This window comes from Haloarcula sp. KBTZ06 (genome assembly GCF_048595605.1).
In the GTDB taxonomy this organism is placed as follows: domain Archaea; phylum Halobacteriota; class Halobacteria; order Halobacteriales; family Haloarculaceae; genus Haloarcula; species Haloarcula hispanica.
Genome location: NZ_CP184337.1, coordinates 2224823 through 2245989 on the forward strand (window position 1 = coordinate 2224823; position 21167 = coordinate 2245989).

Below are 21167 nucleotides of genomic sequence, written 5' to 3' on the forward strand. Positions count from 1 at the left end.
ACAAACGTGGGTTTCGTGACGTGTATCGGTGGTCTCCATGACAATACCGGAATGTTTTAATGACTTTCGTTCGAATACAGTGTTACCGACTGCCTCCGGGTTCTGTGATGTCTCCCACCCGGTGAGCACCCGCCTTCGCAACCAATGAGTGAACACACACGGACGCGACAGCAGCACGAGGAACAGACGACTGAGTCGACGGAATCGGAGAGCACTGCGTGCCCGGAGTGCAGTGGCTCGCTCGTCATCGACGACGAACACGGCGAAACGGTCTGTGAGGACTGTGGTCTCGTCGTCGAGTCCGACGAAATCGACCGCGGCCCCGAGTGGCGCGCATTCGACTCCAGCGAGAAAGACGAGAAGTCCCGCGTCGGCGCACCGACGACGAACATGATGCACGACAAGGGCCTCTCGACGAACATCGACTGGCGCGACAAGGACGCCTACGGCAACTCCCTCTCTGGCAAACAACGCCAGAAGATGCAGCGTCTCCGCAAGTGGAACGAGCGGTTCCGCACTCGCGACTCCAAGGAGCGCAACCTCAAGCAGGCCCTCGGTGAAATCGACCGTATGGCCTCCGCGCTCGGACTGCCAGAAAACGTCCGCGAGACGGCCAGCGTCATCTACCGCCGCGCGCTGGACGAGGACCTGCTCCCCGGCCGCTCCATCGAGGGCGTTTCGACGGCGTCCGTCTACGCCGCCGCGCGACAGGCTGGCGTCCCACGCTCGCTCGACGAGATTACGGAGGTCTCCCGCGTCGAGAAGAGCGAAATCGCCCGGACCTACCGCTACGTCGTCCGCGAACTCTCGCTCGAAGTCCGCCCCGCGGACCCCGAGAGCTACGTCCCGCGGTTTGCCTCCTCGCTGGAACTGTCTGACGAGGCCGAACACCGCGCCCGCCAGCTCCTCCAGAACGCCAAGGAACAGGGCGTCCACTCCGGCAAGTCCCCGGTCGGCCTCGCCGCTGCCGCAGTGTACGCGGCCGCCCTGCTGACCAACGAGAAGACGACCCAGGCTGCCGTCTCCGAGGTCGCCGACATCTCCGAGGTCACCATCCGCAACCGCTACCACGAACTGCTGGAAGCCGAGCAGGACCTCCCCGTCGCGTAAGCTCGGTATTTGCGTTGGATCGCTGTGAGAATCAGTTTTTGGTTGATGTTTCAAGCGGAGTATTTGCTACTGCAGCGGACAGTCTGAACAGCCAGAAAGCCCCGGCCGGCTGAACTCGGGGGACTCGCTGTGGTCCTCGCTCGCCATGCTCACTGCGGTCCTTACTTCGTCCGTCTTCGTTCAGCCGCCCGCCCCTTTCAGTCCCACCCGATGTCAGATGGCCAATCAGCTACGGGTGGGAGTGAAAGGGGCCGACCCGCTCCGGGAACCTCAGCGATGTAAGCACCTACTGGAGCGCAACGAGCCGGGGGACCGAAGCGGGTCGGGAGCTTTCTGGCTGTTTTCGGACGGTATTTCAAAATAAGGCACGGCCACCACAGAGCGACACACATCAACGACTCCCCCGACCGATAACCGCAAGACTAGAGTCGTCTCATCTGCTGGGACCGGTATGGAGACGACACACCGGGTTCGAACCGGTGACGCCCGTACGCTTGAGTGTCCCGACGACAGCGTCGAATTGGTGGTCACGTCCCCTCCGTACCCGATGATCGAGATGTGGGACGACATCTTCGCGGACCTGGACCCCGACATCGGGGCGGCGCTGGACCGCGGCGACGGTGACCGAGCGTTCACACTGATGCACGACGTGCTCGATGCGGTCTGGGCAGAGCTGAAACGCGTGCTGGTTCCCGGCGGCATCGCCTGCATCAACGTCGGGGACGCGACGCGGTCCCTGGAGGACGGCTTCCGCTCCTACCCCAACCACGCCGAAATAACCAACCGGCTGACCGACCACGGCCTGCGCGCGCTGCCGGATATCCTGTGGCGCAAACCGACCAACAGCGGCGCGAAGTTCATGGGCTCGGGGATGGTGCCGCCGAACGCCTATCCGACCCTGGAACACGAGCACATCCTCGTGTTCCGCAACGGGGAGCGCCGCCGCCTCGAACCCGGCGCGGACCGTCGCTACGAGAGCGCCTATTTTTGGGAGGAACGCAACGAGTGGTTCTCCGACCTCTGGGAACTGCCCGGCGAGACGCAGGGCATCGACGACGGGCTCCGGGACCGCTCGGGTGCCTTCCCGCTGACCGTGCCATACCGGCTCATCTCGATGTTCTCGGTGTACGGTGACACCGTACTCGACCCGTTCCTCGGGACCGGGACGACGACGCTGGCAGCGATGGTCACCGGCCGGAACTCGGTCGGAGTGGACCGCGACCCGGACCTGCTGTCGGCGCTCGAAGACCGGGTCGCGGCCGCCCCGGAACGCTCTCGGACCATCGCTCAGGAGCGCCTCGCCGACCACCGCTCGTGGGTGGAACAACGGCGTGCCGACGGGAAAGAGCCGGGCTACGAGGCCGAACAGTACGACTTCGCGGTCAATACGAAACAGGAGCAACGGATTCAGTTCTACGCGGTCGACTCCGTCACGACGACCGATGACGGCTTCCGGACCGCCCACGAGCCGGTCGAGTAAGCGCGGCTTTTTGTGTGGCTCCGTCGAAGCCGACCTATGGACTTCGAGTCGTTCACCCTGCTCGCCGCCACAGACGACCTCGGGGTGGAGCCGGCCGCCCGCGCTGACGCCGACGGGCTGGAGCTACGGATGGATTTCTCCGACGAGCCGCTGGCACAATTGGACGCCTACGACGGCGACCTCCCGATACTCGTCACGAACCGGCCGACGTGGGAGGGTGGCGAGGCCGCCGACACCGCGGGCCGCCTCGACGCGCTCGAAACCGCGCTCGAACACGACGCCGTGACGGCCGTCGACCTCGAACTCGCGGCGCTTGCGGGGGCTGGCGACCACGATGCCGGCCGCGTCGCCGACGTTGCCCGCGACCGCGGCGCGTCTGTCGTCGTCTCGACGCACAACTTCGAGTCGACGCCGGACCGCGACAACATCGTGAGTCGACTCGAACGGGCCTGTGCTCACGGTGACGTGGGGAAAATGGCCAGCACAGCCCAGTCGCCGGACGACGTACTGGCGATGCTCGGGGCGACCCGCGAAATGACTGCCAGAGGCGAGCAGGTCGCCACGATGTGTATGGGTGCAGCCGGTCGTCACTCCAGAGCCGTCGCCCCTGTGTATGGCTCCCGCATCGGCTACGCACCGGTCGACCCCGCTGACGCAACCGCGCCGGGGCAGTACGACCTCGCGACGCTCCGGACGCTGGTCGGACAGCTACAGAGCGACGCCTGAACCGGTGGCCGCCGGTCACGGGGTTTTCCTCCGGACGGTGATCCTTCGGAAGATATAGGGGTATGCGAGACGGATTCGCGGAGTATGACTGACACAGGACGCAAGCGGCCGTTACTGGCCGTGGTGCTTGCGTTCATCTTCCCTGGGTTGGGACACTTCTACCTCCGCAAGTGGGGACGGGGACTGCTGTGGCTCGGGTTATTGTTCATGCTGTCGGTGGTGTTCGTCGTCACTGGCGCTATCGACCCCGTCACCCAGTTGAGCCTAGAGGCTATCTCGTCGTCGTATCAATCCAGACCCACCGAGGTGACAATCGGTTCGGTCGTGATCACGACGCTCAACGTCGTCGACGCCTACTGGGTCGCGGTCAACGAGAACCAGACACAGGAGGTCGAAGCCGGTATGACGTGTCCGAACTGCGGCAAGGAACTCGACGAGGACATCGATTTCTGTCACTGGTGTACAACGCAACTGGAACCGGTCGAGGCGGACCAGCAGTAACCTCCGGCTTGCGGTCCGTTCCGGGCCGAAGCCGGCTTACTTCTCGATGATACTTTCTTCGATCCGCTCGCCGAAGTGCGTCGCCGTGTCCTCGTGGTAGATGAGGATTTCGTCACCGGGTTCGAGGTTCGTGACGGCAGTTCGCCCGTCCCGGGTGTGGACTTTGATGGTCTCGGCGTTCTGGAGCAGCGTCTCGATGCGGTCGCCGTCCTCGGTTTCGGCCTGCACGCGGAACATCGGACGCTTCTCTATCTTCGCGCGGCCGACGATGGCCTCGCGAGTGTGCCCGTCTGCGTCGACGATCTGTACCTCGTCGCCGGACTGGAGTTCCGAGAGGTACTTCGTGCCGCCGTCGGGGGTCCGGACGTAGGCGTGGACCGCGCCAGCGTTGACGCGGAACGGCCTGCTGGCGACGTAGGGGGATTCAGCCGTCTCGGCGTGGACGAAAAAGAGCCCACGGGCCATCGAGCCGACGAGCATCCCTTCGTCGTGTTCCATCAGGCTGCCCGTGTCGATGCAGACGCGGTCAGCGGAGCCGGTCTGCTCGATAGCGGTGACCTCGGCGTACTCCAGGTCGAGCGATTCCCGCCCCATCTCGTCACGGACCTCGACCGTCTTGCGGATTTCGTCGAGGTCGTCGGTGTCCAGCAGGACGCCGTCAGCCCCGATTTCCAGCGTCTCGTAGGCCGTTCGTGCGTCCTCAGCGGTCCGGACACCGGCGATGAGGTCCGTCTCCTCGCCGACCCGGGCGATGAGGTTTTCGAGCGGAATGATCTGCCAGTTCTCGCCGATGACGATAGTGAAGTCGGCTTCGGCGGCGACCGCCTCGGCGAAGGCCTCGTAGTCCTCGTCGAAGATGCGGACGTAGCCGCCGTCGGGGGCGGCCCCGTTCTGCCGGAGCGTCGAGAGGTCCGCGGAGCCGGAGAAATCAGACGGGAGGTCGACCGTGCCGTCGCCCTCACCGTCTTTGCCGACGATGGTCGCATCGGCCACCGAGTCCTCCGCCTCGGCCTCCATGACGTGGACGTCGCCATTAGTGAACGCGGCGATGTTTATTTCTCCGAGTTCCGAGGCGCGGTCGACATCTTCCTCGTCGACCAGTACCCAGTCGACGCCGGCCTCGATACCGGCGGTTATCCGGCGTTTCCGTGTTTCCCAGTCGCCGACCTCGCTGTCGGCTTTGAGCCAGACGCTTCGAGTCATACGCCCACGTCCGCAACGGCGGGGCTTGAACGTGGCGGAACCCGGGTCGGTCTGTCGGATGCCAGACAAGCAAGGGAGAAACGTGATCTGGCTCCGGTGAGGGAAAAGCCCACTCTGTTCTGTGGTTCGAGACTGCGTAATACGGCTATTGGTCCGTATCCGTGTCCAGTTGTCCTGATTTGGCCCCTAGGCCTCGACGGCCAGTCCGGCCTCGCGAAGCGCTTCCTCGGTGGTGGCGTCGTCGTGGACGACGGCTGAGACGGCACGGGCGATTTTCTCCGGTTCGTCGTGCTGGAAGATAGAGCGGCCCATCGAGACGCCGGACGCCCCGGCGTCCATCGTTCCCCGGACCATACGAACGGTGTCTTCGTCAGTTCCTTTCGAGCCGCCGGCGATGACCACTGGCAGCGACGTGGACTCGACGACGTGCTGGAAGGTCTCGGCGGAACCGGTGTAGCCGGTCTTGACGATATCCGCGCCAAGTTCCTCGGCCAGCCGGACGGCGTGGCCGACGGACTGGTTGTAGTCCTCGTTCTCGGAGTCGATGTCGGGGCCGCGGGCGTAGGCCATCGCCAGCACCGGCAGGCCGTACTGGCTGGCCTCAGTCGTCAGTTCGGAGAGTTCCTCGATCTGTTCGGGTTCGTACTGGCTGCCGACGTTGATGTGGAACGAGACGGCGTCAGCCCCGGCGCGGATGGCGTCTTCGACCGTGCCGGTCATCCGCTTGTCCTGCTCGTCAGGGCCGATAGTAGTAGAGCCGTTGAGATGCGTGATGTAGCCCGCGTCGTTCTTGTTCGGATGGACGCGCCCGGCGATGCCCCGCTGGGTGAGGACGGCGTCCGCGCCGCCGCTAGTGACCGCGTCGATAGTCGATTCGATGTCTTTGAGGCCCTTTACGGCCCCCATTGTGATGCCGTGGTCCATCGGGATGATGACGTATGTGTCGTCTGTCCCGATGCGTTCGAGTCGTGCGCGTTTTCCTGCAGTCATGATATGAGACAGTGTGGCAAGTACGATTATGTGCGTTCCGGTTGCGGTCGTTCTGCCGCGCCCCGGAGCGCACCGTCTTTGAGTTCACGAGCCTTCGCTTCGAGCCGGTCGGCCACTTCGTCGACTGGGTCGCCGTTCTCGTGACCCTCGGCCACGATATCGACCAGCGCGGAGCCGACGATAACACCGTCAGCGCCGGCAGAAACGATTCGCTCGGCGTGGTCGCCCGTCTTGATGCCGAACCCGACGGCCTTGGGCACGTCCCAGTCCGAGAGCCGGGCCAGCGATTCCTCGGTGGCGTCGTCCACGTCCTCGCGCGCGCCGGTGACGCCCAGGCGCGCCTGGACGTACACGTAGCCCGACACCTGTTCGAGCATCCGTTCGAGTCGGTCGCCTTTCGTCGTCGGCGCGACGATGAACACCAGGTCGAGACCGAACTCGTCGCAGGCCTGGCGGAGCGGGGCAGCCTCCTCGGCGGGCAGGTCCGGAACGACGAGGCCCTCGATGCCGACCGCGGCGGCCTTCTCGACGAACGGTCGGGGACCCTGGCTCGCGGTTTCACCGCTCGCGTTTTCCGAGTCGCTTCGCGACTCGCTATCTCCCTCACCGTACTGATAGATGAGGTTGTAGTATGTCATACACACCAGCGGCACGTCGACGTCGAGATCCTCGACGAACTCGAAGAAGCGGTCGGGCGTCATCCCGGCTTCCAGCGAGCGGACGATAGCGTTCTGGATGGTCTTGCCCTCCGCGATTGGCTCGGAGAACGGCAGGCCGAGTTCGATGACGTCTGCCCCGCCGCGGGCCAGCGCCTCGACGTACTCCAGTGAGGCCTCGTAGCTCGGATCGCCGGCCGCGAGGTACGGGACGAAGGCGGGCTCGTCGGCAAAGGCGCGTTCGAGGCCCATCAGAGGCCACCTCCGCCGACCCGCTCGAAGATGGACATGTCCGGCGCGATGTCGAGGTCGCGCTTGCTCGTCTCCTCGATGACCGTTTCGAGGTCCTTGTCGCCGCGGCCGGAGACGTTGACGATGACGGTGTCACCGACCTCGTCGTGGTGCTCTTCGAGATAGCCGAAGGCGTGGGCCGTCTCCAGGGCCGGGATGATACCCTCGTCCTGGGAGAGCCGGTGGAACGCCTCCAGCGCTGCGTCGTCGTCGACGTTGACCGGCGTGACGCGGTCCTCGTCGACGAGGTGGGCCAGTTCCGGGCCGACACCGGCGTAGTCAAGCCCCGCGGACACGGAGTGGGATTCCATGATCTGGCCGTCCGAGTCCTGCAGGAGCTTCGTTCGCGCGCCGTGAAGCACGCCCTCGTCGCCGGTCGAGAGCGTGGCGGAGTTGGGCGCGACGCCCTCTTCCTCGTCGACCTGCAGCGAAGAGCCGCCGGCCTCGACGGCGTAGAGGTCGACGTCGGTATCGTCGACGAAGTGCGCGAAGGTGCCCATAGTGTTCGAGCCACCGCCGGCACACGCGAGGACTGAATCTGGTAGCCCACCGGTTTTCTCGATGGCCTGCTCGCGGGCCTCCTCGGAGATGACCGCCTGGAAGTCACGCACCATCTTCGGGAACGGGTGCGGGCCGACGATGCTCCCGATGACGTAGTGGGTGTTCTCGACGGTGGTCGCCCAGTCACGCATCGTCTCAGAGATGGCTTCCTTCAGCGTCCCGCGGCCGACTGTGACGGGATTGACCTCGGACCCGTTGATGCGCATCCGGAACACGTTGGGGCGCTGGCGCGCGATGTCGGTCTCGCCCATGTAGATCTCGCAGGGCATGTCGAGGTGGGCCGCCGCCATCGCCGTCGCCGTGCCGTGCTGGCCGGCCCCGGTCTCGGCGATGATGCGCTCCTTGCCCATGTACTTCGCCAGCAGAACCTGGCCAAGCGCGTTGTTGAGTTTGTGCGCGCCGCCATGCAGCAAGTCCTCGCGCTTGAGGTACACGTCCGTGTCGTATCGGGCCGAGAGCTGGTCCGCGTACTGCAGTGGCGTCGGTCGGCCGCCGAAGTCGGCCAGCCGCTCCCGAAACTCGTCCATGAAGCCGTCCTCGTTTTCGAGCACGTACCGCTGGTAGGCGTCGGTCAGCTCTTCGATAGCTGGCATCAGCGCCTCGGGCACGTACTGTCCACCGTACTCACCGAACTTGGGGTCGTGTGCGTCGTCAGTACTCATGTGTCTGTAGTCGTCGTTTCAACCGCATCAGTGTCCGCATCTGTTAGTCGCCGCGTGTTCGCTTCCACGTCCGTCGCCGCGTCGTGGTCCATGATCGCCGAGCCGATCAGCAGCGCGTCCGCACCGGCGTCGCGCATCCGTGTAACGTCGTCCGGCGTCTGTATGCCGCTTTCCGCAATGAGTGTGACGCCGTCCGGGACTTCGGGCGCGACGGCTTCGAACGTTCCGAGGTCGACCTCCAGCTCCGCGAGGTCGCGGTTGTTGACGCCGATGATGTCCGCGCCCGCGCCGAGTGCTTTCTCGACCTCTGCCGCGGTGTGGGTCTCCACGAGGACCTGGAAACCGCGCTCGCGCGCGGCCGTGAGGAGATCAGCAAGGTCGTCGGTCCCGTCCGCTTCGAGAAAGCGGACGATGAGCAGGACGACGTCCGCTTCGACGACGTCCAGCTGGCTCTCGTGGAGGACGAAGTCTTTCCGCAGGACGGGCACGTCGACGGCGTCGCGGACCCGTTCGAGCGTCGCCGCCGACCCGCCGAAGTGGTCCGGCTCGGTCAGCACGGACAGCGCCGCTGCGCCGCCCGAAACCATCTGTCGAGCGAGGTCGACCGGGTCGTCGGTCCGCTCACCGTCCGCGGTCGGGCTCGTAGGCTTGATCTCCGCGATGACCGGCGTCCGCCCAGCATTCTCGGCCGCTTCGAAGGCATCGGCCAGCGACCGGGGTGTCACCGAGACCCGGTCTCCGCCGCCACCGCGCTCCCGCGCCGCGTCGAGAATCGACTGGACCGCTGGTGCAATCTCCTCACTGTAGTCCATTACTGAACACTAACGTACAGAAGTGTACATAAGAGTTGCCCTATTATCTCAGGAGTGAGGACACGACGGCTACCCTGCGTTGTCAGACATGCCACAGTTCTATAGACCTACACGTTAAATGTTCACACATGTCGTTCCAGACATCCATCCGGCCGGCCGAACCAGTGGACATCGCGGATATACGGCGGATCGCCAGGACCACATGGCATACCGTGTACGACGACATCCTCGGAGCAGAAACCGTGGAAGAGCACCTCAAAGAGGGGTATGCGCCGCCGCTATTGGAGCAGATGATCGAACTCGAAGAGGTCGGCCTGTTCGTCTCGACGGCCGACGACGACGTGGTGGCGTACATGAGCTGTGGGATGACGGACGCGACCGGCTTCGGCGACCTCGATCTGTACGTCCACCCGGACTACTGGGGGGAAGGTATCGGGACGAAGCTGCTGCATCGCGGGGAACAGCACTTGCACGAGCTCTCCGTGCGGAAAATCCGCGACGAGGTGCTGGCCGAGAACGAGGTCGGGAACGCGTTCTACCGGAGCCACTTCGAGAAGGTCGGCGAGCGGACGACCGAGGTCGGCGGACAGGAACACTCCGTCAACGTGTACGAGCGGCGGTTGTGAACGCCGGCTCGCATTCGCAGCCCGCAGTACGTGTGTGACTCACACGCTCTCGTAGCTCGTGTAACAGCGTTTAAGCCGCTGAAACCGCTTCATCGGTGCAATGAGCTACAAGATCGGACTCGTCGGCAAGCCCTCTGTCGGCAAGTCCACGTTTTTCAATGCGGCGACGATGAACGACGTGCCCGAGGGCGCGTACCCGTTCACGACAATCGACCCGTCGATGGGCGAGGCGTACGTCCGCGTCGACTGCGCGGCCCCGGAATTCGATCACACCTGCACCCCGAATCACGGCTACTGTACCGAGGGCGTCCGGTTCGTCCCGACGAAACTCGTCGACGTGGCCGGCCTCGTCCCCGGCGCACACGAGGGGAAAGGGCTCGGAAACCAGTTCCTCACGGACCTCAACGAGGCCGATGTGCTCGTCCACGTCGTCGACTTCACCGGTGAGACTGATCTGGAGGGTGAACCCACCGAGGACCACGACCCGCGCGAGGACATCGACTTCCTCGAAGACGAGCTGGATATGTGGTATCTCGACATCTTAGAGAAGGGTATCGAGCGCTACCGCTCGGGCTATCACGGCGAGGACAAGGCCATCGAAGACGACCTCGCCGAGCAGATGTCGGCGTTCAAAATCAACGCCGACGAGATTAAACAGGTCGTGCTCGCGCTGGACCTGGAACTCGACCCCGACACCTGGGACGACGAAGACAGAGAGGCACTCGCTCGGGAGATCCGCATCCGGACCAAGCCGATGCTCATCGCGGCGAACAAGATGGACACCCCGGAGGCTCAGGCGAACTGGGAACCGATCACCGAGGACCCGGAGTACGAGCACCTCACGTTCGTCCCCGTCTCGGCCCACGCGGAGAAGGCGCTGAAAAACGGCAACGAGCAGGGCGTACTCGACTACCGGCCCGGCGACGAAGATTTCACCGTGACGGCGGACCTGCCCGAGGAGAAGGCCGCGGGGCTGGAACAGATCCGGGAGTTCGTTACCGAGTTCGGCGGCACTGGCGTCCAGCAGGCGCTGGAAACCGCGCTGTTCGAGGAACTGGGCGCAATCGCGGTGTTCCCCGGCGCTCGCAAGCCACAGGAGGACGGCACCTTCCTGCAGGACTGTTTCGTCCTCCCCGACGGGTCGACCGCCGAGGACTTCGCGTACTTCCTGCACACCGACATCGGCGAAGGGTTCCTCCACGCGCACGACGTGCGCACCGAGCGACAGATCGGTGCTGACACCGAACTCGACCACCGCGACGTGGTCGAAATTACGACAACGAACTGACACTGAAAAACTCACCGCTGATACTCCGGGGGTGCGATTTTTCATGGGGCGGGAGTGAACGTGTCACATGCACCCCGAAAGGTCCAGTTCCGTAGTCTGTTTGGAATCGATGTCGAGGCGGTTTCGATGACGACGGCAGATGATGCGACGGGCCCGCTCGGCCGACTCATGCTTGCGGTCGGTACTGTGCCGATGGCAATCGAGCCGTACCTGCCGACGCCGCTCCGTCGGACGTTCAGCGTCCGTGTGTTCCTGCTGGCAGCAATGTCGATCGTGGGCGCACCGGCGCTGGCTATCGTCCTGTTTTCCTCCGTGACAGCCGCCGCGGTGTTCATCGGGTTTGTCGTCGCCGTGACCGGGTTTCTGGGCTACTGTGAGATGTACCGCGCGATAATCGAGATCAACCGAAAGGCGACGGCAGTCGACAACGGCCAGTACGACATCGACTTCGGTGTCGACCGGATCGACGAGGTCGGAGACGCATACACGAAACTCGAACGGGCCGCGGCCTCGCTCGGCCGGAACATCGAGGAGGCAAACGAAGCCCAGGAACGCGCCGAGGAAGCGCGCGAAGCAGCCGAAGCGGCCCGTGAAACCGCGGAGTCCGAGCGCAGTGAGATGGAGGCGCTGAGCAGTCACCTCGAACTGAAAGCGACCCAGTACCGGACGACGCTCGACGAGGCGGCCGACGGCGACCTGACCGCACGCGTCGACACCGACAGCATCAGTGACGCCATGGCGGCCGTCGGGACCGCGATCAACGAAACGCTGGCTGCCCTCGAGACTGCCATCGGCAGCGGCCAGTCGACCTCGACACACATCGCAACCGAGAGCGAAACCGTGTTGACTGACGGTCAGCAGGTCCGTGACGAAACGCAGTCCGTGGCCGACACCGCGTCCGACATCGCGGACGGAGCAGAAACCCAGCGCCAGCAGCTAGACGACGCGGCGAGCGAACTCAGCGACCTCTCGGCAACCGTCGAGGAAATGGCCTCCTCCGTGGCCGAGATCGCCGACCAGAGCAACACTGCCGCAGACCTCGGCCGAGATGCACAGCAGTCCTCGTCGGAAGCCCAGAGCGCCGTCGACGAGATCCGACACCACTCGACGAGCGCCGCGAGCGAGGTCCAGCAACTCGACGACATCGCCGAAGACATGGCCGAGATCGTCGAAGTCATCGACGGCATCGCCGAGGAGACGAACATGCTCGCGCTGAACGCCTCCATCGAAGCTGCGCGTGCCGGCCAGGCAGGCTCGGGCTTTGCCGTCGTCGCGGACGAAATCAAACAGCTTGCGACCGAGACACAGGCCGCCACCGCCGATGTGGAGGACCTCATCGGCTCGCTGCGGTCCCAGGTCGGGACGTCCGTCGACGCCATGGAGACGATGGAAGACGCTGTCGACCGCGGAAGCAACACTATCTCCGAGACCATTACGACGCTTGAAGACGTGGTCGACGCCACTGTCGATGTCAACGGCGGCATCCAGGAGATCGACCGGGCGACCGACCAGCAGGCGACCAGCGCGCAGGAAGTCGTGCGGATAATCGACGACATCAACGATATCGCCGGTGACACCGCAACTGACGCCCGTGAGATGGCCACCACGGTCGATCAGCAGGGCCAGACCGTTGCCGGGATGGTCGACTCGGTGGAGCGGTTCGCCGACGACGCCGACACGCTCCACGACGAACTCTCACAGTTCGAGACCGCCGAGACCGACGTCGTGAACACGCCCGCCGGCCCCGGCTCCGCTACGAGTGACTGAGACGAATTGGGTACCGTATCCCAGTCGCGCCAGCCAACACTGCCGTCGAACGGTTTGGAACTCTACAGCAGGAGGTGCGCCAGCAAGGCAATGATGGCAACTTTCTTGACGAGAATAACACCGATAATCAGTTGCGTCGTCGAGAGCGCCCGGACGCGCTCGATGCCCCGCCGGAGGAACGCGGGCGACTGGGCGAGTTCACGCACCAGCAGCCGTACCTCCGCGCGGAACGTCTCGACCGCCGACCCCTCGCCGTCAGTGTAGGCGGCTTCCGGCCGGGGCAGCCACTGCGACCCCGTGTATTCGAGTTCGACCAGCGACCCCTCCAGATGACTTGCCTGCTCGAACTGCAGGCCGTTGGCTTCACAGAGGCGCTCGACCTTGGCGATGTCGCGGTCGCTGTTCAGGTCGTACCGCCGCTGTATCGGGTCGGTCGCCCAGTCGAACTGGAACCGACAGACGAGTTCGCTCTCGCCGACCCACACGTCGACGATTTCGGCCAGTTCGACCGTGCCGGCCGTCTCTTTCCGCTTTTTCTGGAGGTGCTCGTACTCGGTGGGGGACTCCATCGAGGCCGTCACCTGGGACTCCGTCTCGGGCATACCTTCTCGACACGAGTGTTCGGCTGACGACACTATACGTTTTCTCCCGCTTGAACGGTTGGAACTCCGTAACCGGGGCGAAACGAGGACCTGCCAACGAGACAGTCAGATATCCACCGGACACCCGTTTATCTCGCCGCCGCGCATCCCTTCGGCGAGCCAGTAGATAGAGAGGGTCAATACCGCGAGCGCCAGCAGCGCGAATTCCAGCCCATCCAGTGGCAGAAACAGCAGCGAGGTCGAGACGCCGAGTAGTGACAGCAGGCCCAGCAGGACCGCCGACCCACAGGCCGCACAGCCCGCGCCGAGCGTTCCGAGGACGACACCCGCGACGCCCGCGCCGCCCTGCTGGAGGTCGAGGCCATGTTCGCGGAAGTGGTAGGTCACCAGCCCGATGTCGACGCCTGTGAGGACGGCGACGACGACCAGCAGGATTCCCTGTGCAGGGTTGAACGACGTACCGACGAACGGGTACAGCTCCCCGAGCACGCGCAGTCGGCTGGCGAGTGGGAGCGACCCACCGACCACGAGGTCCAGCACCAGCGGGACGTTCAACGAGACGACAAACAGGGTCAGCGAGACGATTGCGGCGATCACGGCGACTGCCGCGTAGACTGGCAGCGTGAGCACGAGCCTGACCGTCCGGCCCATGAGCCGCCAGTCCCCGCGCGTCGTCGGCAGGCGGAGCCCCTCTGCGGTGCTCATCCGTCGTGCTCTCCCAGCGCCTCCGCGATGAGTTCGTAGCTGACGCTCCCGTTGACCTTCGTCACGAACTCGCCGTCCTCGAACAGCAGGATAATCGGCGTCGTCTCACCCAATCCGGCGTCCTCGGCCGCCTGGATATCGGCCTGAACGGCGTCATCGTGGGCACGGTTTCGGGCGTCGCTTGCGACCGCCTCGCCGTCTACCTCGGTCTCCTCGGTGAGAAACGTCGCCGTCCGCGCCAGAACGTTGTCCGGGTCGAACGACGACTGCTCGGCGAAGTAGTGATCGAACAGCGACCAGTACGCCTCGCTGTCGCGGGCGAACGTCGATTCCAGCGCCTGCGTCGCTGGCTCACCCCAGGGATAGATCACGGGGTAGGTCCGGACGACGTACGCGCCTTTGCCCGCGTCCACGATGTTCTCCCGAATGTCCGGCAGCGTGTTCTCGTGGAAGCGGCGACACGTAGGACAGGAGGGGTCTTCGAACGCCAGGATGACGTGGCCGCCCAGTTCGCCGCGGCGGGGCTGGGCGTCGAGGTCGGCGGCCGCCGGGTGGCTGTCGACGGATTCGACGCTGTCCGCCTCGCTACTGCACCCAGCGACTGCGCCGACGACACCCACCCCGGAAAGTGCTAGAAAGCGTCGTCTGTTCATATACGACTGGTTGGCCCGCGTTGGTTTAGCGTTTGTTCCACTATGTGGCCACGATGAGTAACCGTCTTGTCGCCAGCGGCGGTAGCATCTGCCGGCCGATGACGACGACTCACGGGGCCGAACCGGGGTGACTCCCCGGTGGTGACGAGCCCTATGAGTGCCGAGGCTCTTACCCAAACTGGTAGCTGCAGCTGACGACCGTTTGCCACGGGTATCTCTGCGGTTCGGTTGCAACTGACATGATCTGGATCTGGGACGACAGCGACTGCGATGACTCTCCTGCAGAGAGTCCCTCTGTGGAGATCCCCAACAGTTAGGGACTAAATTGTACACGGTTTTATTGTTTTGCTATCAATGTTGATATTCTCGGCAACGGTTTTTTGACTATCATTAGCTCAGGTTGAGCAATGATAGATGAGAGAGGAGAGCCATGGACTGGGAGCCGGCGACGGTTACTCGGGATGCTCGCAACTGGCGGAACAGCCACGCTGGTCGGCTGTTCGACTGGCGGAGAGACGGAATCAAGTACAGCCGAAAGTGGGGGCGAAGCCGCCGGGTCGACCGACGGCTCGCTGTCAGTCGTTGTCAGCTCGAAAGGCTACACAGAGCAGTTGAACCTCGGGTACATCGCCTACGAATTGCTCGCCAACAACACGGGTGTGAGTCTTGTGGACGAAACCGGCTTCGGCGGGAACGCTGCACACGCCGAAGCGTATCAGGCCGGCGACATCCACGCGTACTACGATTACATGGGGTCACTGTGGGCTGCGCACCCGCCCAAGCACGACGAAGCCGACTTCGAGACACCTGACGAGCAGTACGAAGCGCTGAAGTCCGAGATGGAGTCGGAACACCCGATACGGATTCTCGACCGCGCGGACTGGCAGAACACATGGGCCGTGTTCATCCGCGAGGACGCTATCGAAGGGACCAGTATCGAGACAATCAGTGACCTCGCCGGTTACGTCAACGACGGGAACTACGACATTAGACCGGCGTTTGGCGACGGATTCAGGACTCGTAGCGACGGCTTCGATGCTTTGCTTGAATACTACGGGTTTGAGGGCGAGCATGTGGAGCGCTGGGAGGCAGAACAGGAGTTCATCGAGGCGGCGTCGGCGCAGGCGGCTGGCACGGCCGTCGACGAAGGCTACGCCGATCTCAGCTTCGGGTACAGCACCAGCGCGTGGCTCACAACCGTTGAAGACATCGTGTACCTCGATGACGACCGGAACTTCTGGCCGTTTTTCCACCCGGTCGGCGTCGTTCACGAGGACGTCGCGACGGACGCCGTGGTGTCGGCGCTGAACAAGATGCCGGACGCCATTCCGGACGCGAAAACGATGCAAGAGCTGAACAGTCACGCAACCGAGGTCGGCAGCCAGCAGGCGGTTGTTGACCACCTCACGGCCAACGGCTTCATCTGAATCAGTATGGAAGAATCTACAGCACATTCAGGCGACGGTGACGACGAATCAGCAGACGCGACAGCGTCAGCGGCCTCGGACACGACAGCGCTGGAGCGAGTGAAAGCCGTTGCGCTGCTGCCAGTCCGGTCGTACCTCGTCAAGTTCGCTGTTGCGTTGCTCGTGATCGTGGTACTCATCGCGGCCGGCGGGTTCTGGGTGCAGGGGAACGCAACTGCCACACTCGAAGACGACACGGCACAACAGCTCGTACAGGAGGTCAACGCCGAGTCCGGCCTGTTGAACGAGTGGATTGAGCGCAACGAACGGCCGGTGCTCGTCGCGTCAAACAATCCGCTGCTCGGTTTCAACGCGACGCGCGAAGACCAGCAGGCCTACACGGAACGGCTCGCCGCGGATGAGCTCCAGTCCGACCGCGTCGCTGCCGTCCACCTTGCAGACCCCACTGTCGGCACAGCGGGGGAGGCAAGGATTGTGGCGAGTACTGACGAAACGCTCCGCGGAACGCGTGTCACATCGGACGCACATCCGTGGGTCGACCGGACTCGGTCTATCGGCCGCGACACAGTGGTTTCATCGAACCCGTACACGAACGCGAACGGCAAGCGAGTGGTCAGTTCGATGAGTGTCGCCGCCGACTTCACACACGTACTCGTGGTCGAGTACGACGCCAGCGACCTGAGCAAGCAGTTCAGCACTGGTATCGACGGGACGTTCACACAGGTGGTCCGCCCGACATCGAGTTCGACTGAGGTGTTGTTCTCCGACGCCGGCACCGATGCCGTCGGACAGCCGTACATCCCGAACCAGTCACAGTCCGACATCCCGGAGATCAGCACGGCTACCGAACAGGGCACCTTTACCGACACGCCAGCGAAGGACGCAGTGCTTGACACCGACCACGTCGCCGCGTACGCGACCATCCCCGGCACAAACTGGGTCGTCATCAAGCACACGCCTGCGGCGAACGCGTTCGCGCTGAGCGAGCAGATTCGGACCGATATCCTGGCGTTCATCCTGCTCGCGCTCGGTGGCGTTGTCGTCGTGGGTGGAACGATTGGACGGAACACGGCGACATCCGTGCAACAGCTCTCTGCGGCCGCTACTGCCATCGAGCAGGGAGAGTACAATGTCGACGTTTCGAGCTCTCGCCGGGACGAAATCGGTCAGTTGTTCACGTCTATCGGGAGCATGCGCGACGCACTCGTCTCGAAAATCGACGAAGCCGAGGCTGCCCGTGAGCAAGCAACAGACGCCCAGGAGGAGGCGGAAGAAGAGCGAGCCCGCGCCGAGCAGGCAAAGGAAGAGGCTGAGACGCTCGCGGCGGAACTCGAACAGCAAGCAGAGGTATACAGCGACGTGATGGAAGCGTGCGCGGACGGTGACCTGACCCGGCGTCTCCCCGAAAGCGAGACCGACAACGAGGCGATGGCGGCTATCGCGTCGTCGTTCAACGATATGCTCGCACAGTGGGAACGCACTATCGTCGACATTCAGGAGTTCGCGGAGACTGTCACAGCCGCCAGCGAGGAGGCCGAAGTCGGGGCGACTGACGCCGAGCGTGCGAGCGGCGAGGTCAGCGAATCGGTTCAGGAGATCGCGGCTGCCGCCGACGAGCAACGCGATATGCTGGACACAGTCTCGGGAGAGATGACTGACCTTTCGGCAGCTATCGAAGAGGTAGCTGCGTCCGCTGACTCGGTTGCAGAGCACTCGAACCAGACCGCTGACGTCGCCCGAAAGGGCGAAGACACGGCCAGAGACGCGCTCGAAAGTTCACGCAGAGTACAGGAGGCAATCGACACGACTGTCGAGAACGTCGAACAGTTAGACGAGCAGATGGCGGAAATCAGCACCATCGTCGAGCTGATCGCCGACATCGCCGAGCAGACGAATATGCTCGCGCTGAACGCGAACATCGAAGCCGCTCGTGCCGACAAAGACGGCGAAGGGTTCGCCGTCGTGGCCGACGAAGTCAAGGAACTCGCCGGGGAAACGCAGGCATCGGCGACCGAAATAGAGCAACTCATTACCGACGTCCAGTCCCAGACGGAGACGACTGTCGACGAGGCCAGAGTCGCTGAGGAGTCGATGGAAGCAGGCATCAGTGCGGTCGAAGAGGTCATGGAAGCGTTCACAGAAGTGTCGGAGTACGCCGACAAAACGGACGCCGGCGTCCAGGGGATCAGCGACACCACTGACGATCAGGCCGCCAGTACTGAAGAAGCGGTATCGATGACCGAGGAAGTCGCCGACCTCAGTGAATCCACTGCCGATGAGGTACAGAGCGTGTCCGCCGCCGCAGAGGAGCAGGCGGCCTCGATGTCGGAGATCAACGACAGTATCAAATCGCTGAGCGGGCAGGCCGAGCAGCTCAAGGCGCTCCTGTCGGAGTTTGACGTCGCTGTCGACGAAACCGAGCGATCCCGAGACCGCTGATCGACAACAGCGTGAGCACAGACTGACGCTCGGAGCGGTTCGGCACACGCGTTTTCCTGTACCGTTTCGCCGCGTGTATCCACCACAACGCGCAACGCGTCCCAGTACGAGCAGTGATGGAGTCGCAATCCGCGTTGCAGGGACAGCGTGAACCGCCTCGGCCTGCTCCGCCTGTGGATGGTCGTCGAGCGGCTCCGACCTCGCCGGTCGGTTTCGGCGCGTGGGAATCCCCAGTACGCCTTTATTTTGGTCGGGCGAGCAACACATATGAGCGTCATCTGTGAGTTCGAGTTGCAGTCCGCGGATATGCCGCTGTGTGCGGTCGCTGCCGAACTGGACACCCGGCTGATCGTCGACACCGTCGTCTCCGGAACGACCGCGGAGCCGGCACTCGTATTCTCCGCGACAGGCGTCGAACCGGATGCCCTCGAATCGGCGTTGCTCGGCGACGAGTCCGTCGTGGAGTTTGTCGCCATGGACTCGGCTATCGTCGAGTCCCGCTATCGGGTCGTCCTCGACACGGACTACGTCGAGATGTACACCCAGCTCATCGACCGGCAGACGTATCCGATGGGTGCGCTCGTGACCGAACACGGGTGGAAGGTGAGTACGCAGTTCGCCGACAGAGCGGACCTCGAAGCGTTCCGGGACGCCTGTCAGTCCAGCAGCGTCACGTTCCGCCCGCATCGGCTCTGCGAGACGGAACACGGCGGCGATGACTACGGACTCACCGCCCCGCAACGAGAGGCGCTGCTGGCAGCCCACCGACTGGGCTATTTCGCCGTCCCTCGCGGAGCAGACCTGACGGAACTCTCGGCGGAACTCGACGCGACCACGTCCGCGATCTCGGAGCGTCTCCGACGTGGAACGGACCAGCTGATCGACCACACGATTGCCAGCTCCGAACAGTGACAGCGGGCTACCCGGAGCGCGGCTATGTCGGCGAGATGTCCCCTCTTATAAACTGCTGTACATATGTTGGCAACGGTTAGGGCTGGGAGTTGCGTAGTACTACATGACGGTGACCCAAAATGACCATCCACCAGCACCCACACGTCACTGACCGCGACGCACACTTCGTCGGCGGTGGTATTGCCTCCCTCGCTGGGGCGGCGTTCCTCGTACGGGACGGCAATATGCCCGGCGAAAACATCCATGTCTACGAAAAGCTGGACGTCGTCGGTGGCGCGATGGACGGCGCTGGCGACCCGGACGAGGCCTACCTGATCCGGGGCGGCAGGATGTTCAACTATCCGGCGTACGAATGTACGTGGGACCTCTTCGAGTCCATCCCGTCGCTCGAAGACGACTCGCGGTCGGTCAAAGACGTGATGGACGAGTTCAACGAAGCGCACCCCTCGTACGCGAAAACGCGGCTGATGCACGAGGGCGAACGGATCGACGCGGGCGAGTACGGACTGACGAGCCAGCATCGACAGTCGATAGCTCGGTTGCTCCTCACGCCCGAACCGCGACTCGGTGACACGCGCATCGAAGAGTGGTTCGACGAGTCGTTCCTGGAGACGAACTTCTGGTACGTCTGGGCGACGATCTTCGCGTTCCAGCCGTGGCACAGCGTCGCCGAAGTCCGGCGGTACATGTACCGGTTCCTGCACGAGTTCCCGCGCCTGCACACCATGGAAGGTATCGACCGGACGAAGTACAACCAGTACGACTCGATGATCCTCCCGCTCCGGCGCTGGCTCGAAGACAGGGGCGTCTCCTTCGAGTACGGCCACGAGGTGACCGATATGGATATCGTCCCGTCGCGGACGGGGCGTACCGTCGAGCGGCTCTACTGTGAGACCGACAGCGGCACCGAGACGGTCCCCGTCGAGCCGTCCGACCTCGTGTTCGTGACGAACGGGTCGATGACCGACGGCTCGTCCATCGGCGGGATGGACGAGGCCCCCGAACTGAACGAAACCGGGGCGTCGTGGGAGCTGTGGAAGTCCATCGCCGAGGACAACCCACAGTTCGGCAACCCGTCGGTGTTCGCGGACAACGTCACGGAGACGAAGTGGGAGTCGTTCACCGTCACCCTGCACAACACCGACTTGTTCGACCACATCGTCGACTTCACGAACGAGGAACCGGGCAACGGGCTCGTCACCTACCTCGGGTCGAACTGGCTGTTGTCGACAGTCGTCGCCGCACAGCCCCACTTCGCGAACCAGCCGGACGACGTGAAGGTGTTCTGGGGCTACGCGCTGTTCCCGGACCGCGAGGGGAACTACGTGGAGAAACCGATGTCCGAGTGTACCGGCCGGGAGATCCTCCAGGAGCTGTGTTACCACCTGCAGTGTGAGGAACGGCTCCCGGAGCTACTCGACGACGTGACCTGCATCCCGGCGATGATGCCGTTCATCACGGCGCACTTCCAGCCCCGGGAGCCCGGTGACCGACCCGAAGTCGTTCCTGACGGGTCGAACAACCTGGCGTTCCTCGGACAGTACGCCGAACAGCCGCGGGACGTGGTGTTCACCGTCGAGTACTCGGTCCGGTCGGCGATGACCGCCGTCTACGAGATGCTCGACCTTGACCGGGAAGTCCCCCCGGTGACCAAACACTACCGGGAGCCCGGTGTCATCGCGGACACTGTCCGCGCCGCGTACCGCTGAGAGAGTCGACGGCGGTACGGGCGCGGAGATTCCAGCACTTTAGTACG

The 21167-nt window shown here is 63.8% G+C and carries 19 protein-coding genes; 11 read left to right on the forward strand and 8 right to left on the reverse strand.

All coding sequences use genetic code 11. The annotated features are described in order from the left end of the window. The first annotated feature begins 144 nt into the window (after positions 1-144). From ACNO8S_RS11610 to ACNO8S_RS11625, 4 genes are all read left to right on the forward strand, one after another. Positions 145-1110: a transcription initiation factor IIB gene (locus ACNO8S_RS11610; RefSeq protein ID WP_004517203.1), complete on the forward strand. Its 966-nt coding sequence runs from the start codon at positions 145-147 to the stop codon at positions 1108-1110. Between the two features lie 451 nt (positions 1111-1561). Then, positions 1562-2590: a DNA-methyltransferase gene (locus ACNO8S_RS11615; protein ID WP_014041083.1), complete on the forward strand. Its 1029-nt coding sequence runs from the start codon at positions 1562-1564 to the stop codon at positions 2588-2590. Between the two features lie 36 nt (positions 2591-2626). Then, a complete protein-coding gene (locus tag ACNO8S_RS11620) occupies positions 2627-3316 on the forward strand; it encodes a type I 3-dehydroquinate dehydratase (protein WP_050007549.1) in 690 nt (229 codons plus the stop codon). 84 nt (positions 3317-3400) lie between these two features. Continuing rightward, the gene (locus ACNO8S_RS11625; RefSeq protein WP_014041085.1) at positions 3401-3817 is read left to right on the forward strand and encodes a zinc ribbon domain-containing protein; all 417 of its coding nucleotides are present in this window, start codon (positions 3401-3403) and stop codon (positions 3815-3817) included. 36 nt (positions 3818-3853) lie between these two features. Here the strand turns inward: ACNO8S_RS11625 and ACNO8S_RS11630 are convergent, their stop codons facing one another. From ACNO8S_RS11630 to trpC, 5 genes are all read right to left on the reverse strand, one after another. Then, the gene (locus ACNO8S_RS11630; RefSeq protein WP_420181945.1) at positions 3854-5020 is read right to left on the reverse strand and encodes a 3-dehydroquinate synthase II; all 1167 of its coding nucleotides are present in this window, start codon (positions 5018-5020) and stop codon (positions 3854-3856) included. A gap of 186 nt (positions 5021-5206) precedes the next feature. Then, positions 5207-6010 carry a 2-amino-3,7-dideoxy-D-threo-hept-6-ulosonate synthase gene (locus ACNO8S_RS11635; RefSeq protein WP_420181946.1) on the reverse strand — a complete coding sequence of 268 codons (804 nt, stop codon included), beginning with the start codon at positions 6008-6010 and terminating at the stop codon, positions 5207-5209. Between the two features lie 26 nt (positions 6011-6036). Beyond that, positions 6037-6918 carry a tryptophan synthase subunit alpha gene (gene trpA, locus ACNO8S_RS11640; protein ID WP_014041088.1) on the reverse strand — a complete coding sequence of 294 codons (882 nt, stop codon included), beginning with the start codon at positions 6916-6918 and terminating at the stop codon, positions 6037-6039. Continuing rightward, the gene (gene trpB / locus ACNO8S_RS11645; RefSeq protein WP_420181947.1) at positions 6918-8180 is read right to left on the reverse strand and encodes a tryptophan synthase subunit beta; all 1263 of its coding nucleotides are present in this window, start codon (positions 8178-8180) and stop codon (positions 6918-6920) included. The genes trpA and trpB overlap by 1 nt, the downstream gene beginning before the upstream one ends. Continuing rightward, positions 8177-8992, reverse strand: a complete 816-nt coding sequence (gene trpC / locus ACNO8S_RS11650; RefSeq protein ID WP_420181948.1) for an indole-3-glycerol phosphate synthase — start codon at positions 8990-8992, stop codon at positions 8177-8179. Before trpC ends, trpB begins: the two co-directional genes overlap by 4 nt. Before the next feature lie 128 nt (positions 8993-9120). Here trpC and ACNO8S_RS11655 point away from each other — a divergent pair, with 128 nt between their 5' ends. From ACNO8S_RS11655 to ACNO8S_RS11665, 3 genes are all read left to right on the forward strand, one after another. Further along, positions 9121-9618 carry a GNAT family N-acetyltransferase gene (locus tag ACNO8S_RS11655; RefSeq protein WP_420181949.1) on the forward strand — a complete coding sequence of 166 codons (498 nt, stop codon included), beginning with the start codon at positions 9121-9123 and terminating at the stop codon, positions 9616-9618. Between the two features lie 100 nt (positions 9619-9718). After that, positions 9719-10906, forward strand: coding sequence for a redox-regulated ATPase YchF (locus ACNO8S_RS11660; protein ID WP_004591222.1), 1188 nt, complete (start codon positions 9719-9721; stop codon positions 10904-10906). Between the two features lie 126 nt (positions 10907-11032). After that, positions 11033-12673: a methyl-accepting chemotaxis protein gene (locus ACNO8S_RS11665; RefSeq protein ID WP_420181950.1), complete on the forward strand. Its 1641-nt coding sequence runs from the start codon at positions 11033-11035 to the stop codon at positions 12671-12673. A 62-nt stretch (positions 12674-12735) separates the two neighbouring features. On the opposite strand, the gene ACNO8S_RS11670 is transcribed toward ACNO8S_RS11665, so the two are convergent. The 3 genes from ACNO8S_RS11670 to ACNO8S_RS11680 all read right to left on the reverse strand — a co-directional run bounded on the left by ACNO8S_RS11670 (position 12736) and on the right by ACNO8S_RS11680 (position 14633). Continuing rightward, complete coding sequence (locus ACNO8S_RS11670; protein ID WP_050036954.1) at positions 12736-13275, reverse strand: hypothetical protein; 540 nt, start codon at positions 13273-13275, stop codon at positions 12736-12738. A gap of 105 nt (positions 13276-13380) precedes the next feature. Further along, a complete protein-coding gene (locus ACNO8S_RS11675) occupies positions 13381-13980 on the reverse strand; it encodes a hypothetical protein (RefSeq protein ID WP_064288843.1) in 600 nt (199 codons plus the stop codon). After that, entirely contained in the window at positions 13977-14633 is a 657-nt protein-coding gene (locus tag ACNO8S_RS11680) for a DsbA family protein (protein ID WP_014041096.1), read from the reverse strand. Before ACNO8S_RS11680 ends, ACNO8S_RS11675 begins: the two co-directional genes overlap by 4 nt. Positions 14634-15040: 407 nt before the next feature. Here ACNO8S_RS11680 and ACNO8S_RS11685 point away from each other — a divergent pair, with 407 nt between their 5' ends. The 4 genes from ACNO8S_RS11685 to ACNO8S_RS11700 all read left to right on the forward strand — a co-directional run bounded on the left by ACNO8S_RS11685 (position 15041) and on the right by ACNO8S_RS11700 (position 21120). Beyond that, positions 15041-16060, forward strand: a complete 1020-nt coding sequence (locus tag ACNO8S_RS11685) for a glycine betaine ABC transporter substrate-binding protein (protein ID WP_044951992.1) — start codon at positions 15041-15043, stop codon at positions 16058-16060. Positions 16061-16066: 6 nt separating this feature from the next. Beyond that, positions 16067-18499, forward strand: coding sequence for a methyl-accepting chemotaxis protein (locus ACNO8S_RS11690; protein ID WP_014041100.1), 2433 nt, complete (start codon positions 16067-16069; stop codon positions 18497-18499). A gap of 267 nt (positions 18500-18766) precedes the next feature. Continuing rightward, positions 18767-19411 (forward strand): helix-turn-helix domain-containing protein, encoded by a 645-nt coding sequence (locus ACNO8S_RS11695; protein WP_146416999.1) that lies wholly within the window; start codon positions 18767-18769, stop codon positions 19409-19411. A 119-nt stretch (positions 19412-19530) separates the two neighbouring features. Beyond that, positions 19531-21120 carry an oleate hydratase gene (locus tag ACNO8S_RS11700; protein WP_420181951.1) on the forward strand — a complete coding sequence of 530 codons (1590 nt, stop codon included), beginning with the start codon at positions 19531-19533 and terminating at the stop codon, positions 21118-21120. The last annotated feature ends 47 nt before the right edge of the window (positions 21121-21167 follow it).